7 protein-coding genes are annotated in these 6,574 nt (G+C 37.9%); all 7 read right to left on the bottom strand.

The window, feature by feature from the left end:
• Positions 1 to 1,040: methionine adenosyltransferase (metK, locus tag ACFIO3_RS06855; RefSeq protein WP_375704236.1), on the bottom strand; the 1,040-nt coding region annotated here is incomplete at its 3' end.
• A 130-nt stretch (positions 1,041 to 1,170) separates the two neighbouring features.
• Complete coding sequence (locus ACFIO3_RS06850) at positions 1,171 to 1,584, bottom strand: helix-turn-helix domain-containing protein (protein WP_375608032.1); 414 nt, start codon at positions 1,582 to 1,584, stop codon at positions 1,171 to 1,173.
• A gap of 149 nt (positions 1,585 to 1,733) precedes the next feature.
• A complete protein-coding gene (gene lnt, locus ACFIO3_RS06845; protein WP_375608033.1) occupies positions 1,734 to 3,368 on the bottom strand; it encodes an apolipoprotein N-acyltransferase in 1,635 nt (544 codons plus the stop codon).
• Complete coding sequence (locus ACFIO3_RS06840) at positions 3,331 to 4,356, bottom strand: hemolysin family protein (protein WP_375608034.1); 1,026 nt, start codon at positions 4,354 to 4,356, stop codon at positions 3,331 to 3,333. Before ACFIO3_RS06840 ends, lnt begins: the two co-directional genes overlap by 38 nt.
• A gap of 83 nt (positions 4,357 to 4,439) precedes the next feature.
• The gene (gene ybeY, locus ACFIO3_RS06835) at positions 4,440 to 4,931 is read right to left on the bottom strand and encodes an rRNA maturation RNase YbeY (protein WP_375608035.1); all 492 of its coding nucleotides are present in this window, start codon (positions 4,929 to 4,931) and stop codon (positions 4,440 to 4,442) included.
• Positions 4,928 to 6,085 (bottom strand): PhoH family protein, encoded by a 1,158-nt coding sequence (locus ACFIO3_RS06830; protein ID WP_375608036.1) that lies wholly within the window; start codon positions 6,083 to 6,085, stop codon positions 4,928 to 4,930. Before ACFIO3_RS06830 ends, ybeY begins: the two co-directional genes overlap by 4 nt.
• A gap of 129 nt (positions 6,086 to 6,214) precedes the next feature.
• A partial coding sequence (locus tag ACFIO3_RS06825; RefSeq protein ID WP_375704235.1) for a TRAM domain-containing protein occupies positions 6,215 to 6,574 on the bottom strand: 360 nt, incomplete at its 5' end.

Below are 6,574 nucleotides of genomic sequence, written 5' to 3'. Positions count from 1 at the left end.
TTAAGATAAATAGATAAAGGTTGTGCAATACCAATTGCATAGGAGAGTTGAATGGTGCATCTTTCTGCTAAATGAGCTGCAACAATATTTTTAGCCAGATAACGTGCTGCATACGCTGCAGAACGATCAACTTTTGTCGTATCTTTTCCTGAAAAAGCACCGCCTCCATGGGGTGCTGCGCCTCCGTAAGTATCTACGATAATTTTGCGTCCTGTTAATCCGGCATCACTTTGAGGACCACCAATGACAAATTTTCCTGTTGGGTTTATATACCAACTACATTGATCAGAAATGGGAATATCATGTAAAGCTTGACGAATGTATGGTTCAACCACTGTACGCACTTTGTTGGAATCCCAACTTTCATCGAGGTGCTGCGTTGAAAGAACGATGGATGTTACCTCTATAGGTTTTCCATTTTTATAGCGTATGGTGATTTGGCTTTTAGCATCTGGTCCTAATTTTCCAGTTTCTCCTTCTCTTTTATGACGGGCTGCGGCAAGAAGTTTGAGAATCTTATGCGCATAATAAATTGGTGCAGGCATGAGATCTGGTGTTTCACGGCAAGCATATCCAAACATGATACCTTGATCACCTGCTCCTTCTTCACCATGCCGATCTGTAGCATTATCAACGCCTCTTGCAATGTCCGTAGATTGAGGGCGCAATAGAACATCAATTTTAACAGTTTTCCAATGAAATCCGGCTTGTTCGTAGCCAATAGCACGAATAGCACGGCGTGCTGCTGTACGAAAACGCGTAGGATTAATGAGTGGAAAGCCAGTCTTATCATAGATAAACTCTTTATTTTTATCTTTTTTTAAGAGTGTATCGGGAACACGCACTTCACCGGCAATAACAACACGGTTTACACTGACGAGAGTTTCACAAGCAACGCGGACTAACCACGGATCAGTACCAGTCTTTTGAGCTTCTTTATAGATCATATCAACGATTTCATCAGAAATACGATCACAAATTTTATCAGGATGCCCTTCTGATACCGATTCGCTCGTAAAAAGATAATCTTGATGCGGCATAGGAACTCCTTCAAAAAGAAAACCAACGATTCAATTAATTGCCTACTAAAATTTCTACGGTTTGCCAATTCCACAGCAAATCGTTAATGCGAATTTATATGAATAAGAGAGAAAAAATATAATTTTAATTTTATAGCTTATTTGTTAAATCTTCCTCAGAAAGTGCTTTTGCTAAGTCAATGATTTTTCGACGCACTTTAGCATCAGAGATATTCGTAAAAGCCCGCATGAGTTGGATACCTTCGCTGCTAGAACAAAAGTCCATAAAATTGTGATCACTTTCAGCAAAACCTTCTACTTGTTGAGAGGTAATACCTTTATCAAAAAAGTAAGAAACAGGAACATCCATAATTTCTGCTATCGCTTGAAGACGACTGGCACCGATACGGTTTGTTCCTTTTTCATATTTTTGGATTTGCTGAAAAGTGATGCCTAATTTTTCACCTAGTTTTTCTTGAGTAAGTCCTAAAATATTACGACGTAAACGAATACGAGTTCCAACATAGATATCTATAGGGTCAGGTTTTTTTCTAGTTTCGGTCATAATGCAACTCTTTAATTTCCAGCACTTTTCTTTTAAACCAACATCAGATTTATGCGAAGCTGGTTTATCATATAATTAAAATAATATGTAATATTTTTTCCCAATATTACTGGTATATGCAACATAATATCGCACAAGGAGCACTTGAATCATTTAAGCTGTTTTGTAAAACCAAAACCAATACGACACAATAGCATAAGGATGAATAAGATAAAAGTAGAGAAAGTTCTGTATTCATTGCTTCCTATAGGGGTAATGGATGGTGGAATTTTTGAATCAATAATGCCCACAGCATTTTGTTGAAGAGCTACAACGATTCGTCCATAAGAATCAATAACTGCTGATATTCCATTATTGGCTGCCCGTATGAGGGGGATTCCCAGTTCAACGGCACGAAGCTGTGCTTGTTGAAGATGTTGATAGGGTCCCGGTGTTACACCGAACCATGCATCATTTGTAACATTAATGATTGCTTGAGGCGGGGAACCTTTAAAAGTCATTTCATGAGGAAATATTGCTTCATAACAAATCAAGGGTAGATAAGAAAATCCGTTTGGCATTGTGACAGTTTCGCGCACATGTGCAGCACTATATCCACCAATATTATCAGCGAGGATATGCAATCCAATTTTTTTCAATAAATTCTGATAGGGAAGATACTCACCAAAAGGGACCAAATGAAGTTTATCGGAAGTGTTAAAAATATTACCTTGAGCGTTAATGACTACAATTGTATTAAAATATTGTGTTTGGGAATGGGGTAAATCATCACTGGCGCGTATTGCTCCGATAATAGCCCATTGTTTAGGTTTTAAAAGAGAGGCGATGTGCATTGTGATAGATGATTGATCATAGAGAAGATAAGGAACAGATGCTTCAGGCCATACGATAAAATCAGGTTCTGGATTTTTACCAGTTGCTGGTGCTGCACTCAGATTCATATGCGCTTCCAACGTGGCTTCTCGTGTATTATCGCGCAATTTTATATTTTGTTGTATAGAAGGTTGAACAATGCGCACCCAAAAACTTCTTTTTTGATCTTCAGCTGTATTGTCTATCGTATGGAGGCGATAAAATCCAAAACTACAGTGAATAAATATAAGTGCTAAGCAAAGAGAAAGGGCAGCTTTCTTTTTTTCATCTGTGAGTAAAACTGTTGGCAAACTGTAGGTTAAGACCACAAGAATATTCATTCCGTACAGTCCCACGATGGCATCAGATTGCATGAGCATTGGGGTGGGCATGGCTGTATATCCAAGAGCATTCCATGGAAATCCTGTGAATAAGAACGCACGCAACCACTCGGCTAATCCTAAAGAAAAGGCTAAAACAAAAAAGCGTGCTATTCCTTTTGTCCATAATAAGCCGACAATGAAACCAGAAAAAAACCAATAAAAAGAAAGGTAGAGAGGAGGAAATAAAATGGCTAGTGGAACTGCCCAACCAAAAGAATCTGGATCTGTTAACAAAGCATTGCAGAGCCACCAAAGTCCGCAAATAAAATAACTAAAACCAAAGGTTCCACAGCTTAAAGCGTAGATAAAAAAATGTTTTTTATTGTTTGGGGAGGACTGTATTGAGTCCAGTAAAACAATAAAAATGGGGAAAGTTAAAAAGCAAAGAGGTGTCAAATAAAAGGGTGGAAGTGCAAAAGAAGTAAAAGCACCACATAGAAAGATCAATGCTTGGCGCTTCCAGCCGGTAACAGAGGACAAAAAAACGATGAAATTGTTAAAAAACTCTGGACTATTCTTTAGGAATGGCATTGTTCTCAAGATTCTCATTTTCTGGAATGCGAAAAATGCGTAACCGCTTAATCCGGCGTTTATCAGCTTCTAAAATACGAAATCTATAGCCAGGTACAGCTTCGATAATTTCACCTTTTTCAGGAATGCGATCAAGAATGGAGACAATCAAACCACCAATAGTATCAACATCATCACCATATTCCCCTACGATAAAATCAGGTCCAAGAGCTTTCTCCACATCTTCTAGTTCAGTTCTTGCATCAACGAGCCATTTATTATTGGGTTCGCGTACGATAGCATTGTCAACATTATCATGTTCATCTTCGATATCACCAACGACTAATTCAACAATATCCTCCATTGAAACGAGACCATCTGTTCCTCCATGTTCATCAATAACTAAAGCCATTTGTGTTCGTGTGGTTTGCATCCGTGTTAATAATTTGCTTGCTAGCATAGAACTGGGAACAAAGAGAACTTTTCGGATTAGATCCAATTCACCGATTGGGGTATGCAAGTCTGCATGGTTTAATTGAAGAAAATCGGATTTCTGTTCGGTTTTTGTTGGGGTGATAATAAAGCGAATCATATAGTTAAGAATATCGCGGATATGGATCATTCCACGCGGATCATCTAAAGTTTCAGCATAAACTGGTATGCGAGAATGACCAATTTTTGCAAAACATTTAAGGGCTTCTCCAAGTGAAGTGTTTATTTCTAATGCTTCAATTTCAGAACGGGGTATCATAACATCATCTACGCGTGCTTCACGTAAGCGTAAAATGTTATGCAGCATAGTACGTTCTTCAGGTGAGAAGAGGGCGGTGTCTTTTTCATTGTCAGTCGTGAGGGCAACGGTAAGGTCATCGCGCAGTGACGTAGATGCACAATTACGACCACGTAAGAATGAAAATAAATGATTCATCAGAGAATATTTTTCTGTATGATTCGTTTGTTGAGAGGGATTTTTTTCATTATTAGAAGATGTAGGACTATTATTTTGTGCATTTATTTTGTTGGCCATGGTTTTGAAATCTTCTAAACTTTCTTTTTATAATAGATGAATGAGAGGCTTAAATGGTATGCTCGTAATATTAATTTTAAAAGTTAAATTTTATCATTTATAGACAATTCAGCGTAAGGATCTTTTATGAAAAGCTTTTGAAGAATTTCTCTTTCAAGCTTTTCCATTTGATGTGCTTCATTATCAGTTTCATGGTCATAACCAAGCAGATGCAAGATGCCATGAACAATCATATGCATTAAATGGTCTTGAAATGTTTTTCCTTCTTTCTCTGCTTCGAGAACAACAGTTTCTCGTGCAATAATAATATCACCCATTATGGGACCAGGAGGATTTCCAGCTTTAAGGGGAAAAGCAGGAAAGGATAATACATTGGTGGATTTGTTTTTATTGCGCCATTGTGCATTGATTTGTGCCATATGTTCATCATCCGTAAAAAGCAGGCTAATTTCGCTTACAACATTTTCCAATGAAACATGATGCATTGTTGTCGTTAACGCTTTTTCGGTGATATTATAAAGCATTTCCTCATCATTCCACCCTGCGCTTTTAATCATTATATCAATAATAATCATGATGAATCAAATTCATTTTTTAATGTGTCGTACGCGAGTGATTTTTTTTTATTGTGTATTCTAGAATCACGATCATAAGCGCGAACGATAGCAGTAACAAGCGGGTGGCGTACAACATCTTTTTCCTCAAAACGCACAATTGCAATATTTTCTACATTTGAAAGAATGCGGATTGCTTCAGTGAGACCTGATTTTTGTCCTGTAGGCAAATCGATTTGGCTTACATCACCGGTAACAATCATACGCGCTCCTTCTCCAAGACGTGTGAGGAACATCTTCATTTGCATGGGCGTAGTATTTTGTGCTTCATCAAGAATAATAGCGGCATGGGCAAGTGTTCGCCCGCGCATAAACGCAAGAGGAGCAATTTCTATGTCACCAGAAGCTAAGATACGTTCTATTTTTTTAGCAGGAATCATATCATAAAGAGCATCATAAAGTGGTCTTAAATATGGGTCAACTTTTTCTTTGAGATCACCGGGAAGAAAACCAAGATGTTCTCCAGCTTCAACAGCAGGACGTGAGAGAATAATTCGCTCAATGATACCACGTTCTAGAAGCATTGCGGCATGAGCAACAGCAAGATACGTTTTGCCTGTTCCTGCTGGTCCTACACCAAACACAAGTTCAGTATGCTCCATAGCGTGGATGTAAGCATCTTGTGTTGGAGTCCGTGCATGAATTATTTTTTTATGAGTTCTCAACTGTGCTGGTGTACTTTTTGTTGCAGATTTGTGTGTTATTGTGTCCTCTTTCTGCTTTTTGGGTATACTTGCCATAGCAATCGCTCCTTTTATATCTGATAAAGTGAGCTCTTGATGTGTTTTTGCACGTTCATAAAGCTGCTGCAATACATATTGCGCACGTTTTATAACAGAAATACTTCCATGGATTAAGACTTCATTACCACGCGGATGAATACTGAGTTCAAGTTTTTTTCCGATATAAGCAAGGTTTTCGTCAAATTTACCAAAAACTACTTTTGCATATTTATTGTTTTCAAAAATCAAAACAACTTGGCTTGTATCTGAAGCGTTTACTTTTCCCAAGGGATCAGTCTTTTCAAGGGCAATATTTACGTTTTCTTTAACGCGCTTTATTTTTTCGGTTGAAGCTTTCAGCCTATTCTCCATTTCTACATAAATACTACACATCTTTTTGAGTAAACTCTATAAAAGACAAACTCTCTTTCGCAAAAGTGCACACTTTAGATGTAATCATTTTCTTTTAAAATAAAAGAGTTTTCCAAAATATTTATTGTGAACAAGGTCTTAGAGGCATGGTTATCTATTGGTCACTTCACCAACAAAACTGTTTGAGCTTGCATTTTTAATATGAATTTCTACCACGCTACCTGTAGAGGCTTCTGTATCGACGACAACAGGTAAAAGCCACGGGGAACGCCCTACCATTTGCCCTGAGTGACGCCCAGGTTTTTCGATAAGAACGTTCGTTTTTTGACCAATTTTAGAATGCAAGAACACATTTTGTTGTTCAAGGAGAAGGTGCTGTAGATGTTGAAGTCGGGCATCTTTTACAGATTCATCAACATGATTTTTCATGGTAGCTCCCACTGTTCCAGGACGGGGGGAATATTTAAAAGAATAAGCTGAACTGTATTGCACTTGTTGAATAAGTTTAAT

It is taken from the genome of Bartonella sp. AD328YNZD, assembly GCF_042196425.1.
The sequence above is the reverse complement of the archived record's forward strand: the minus strand, read 5'-3'. Positions and strand labels throughout refer to the sequence as shown.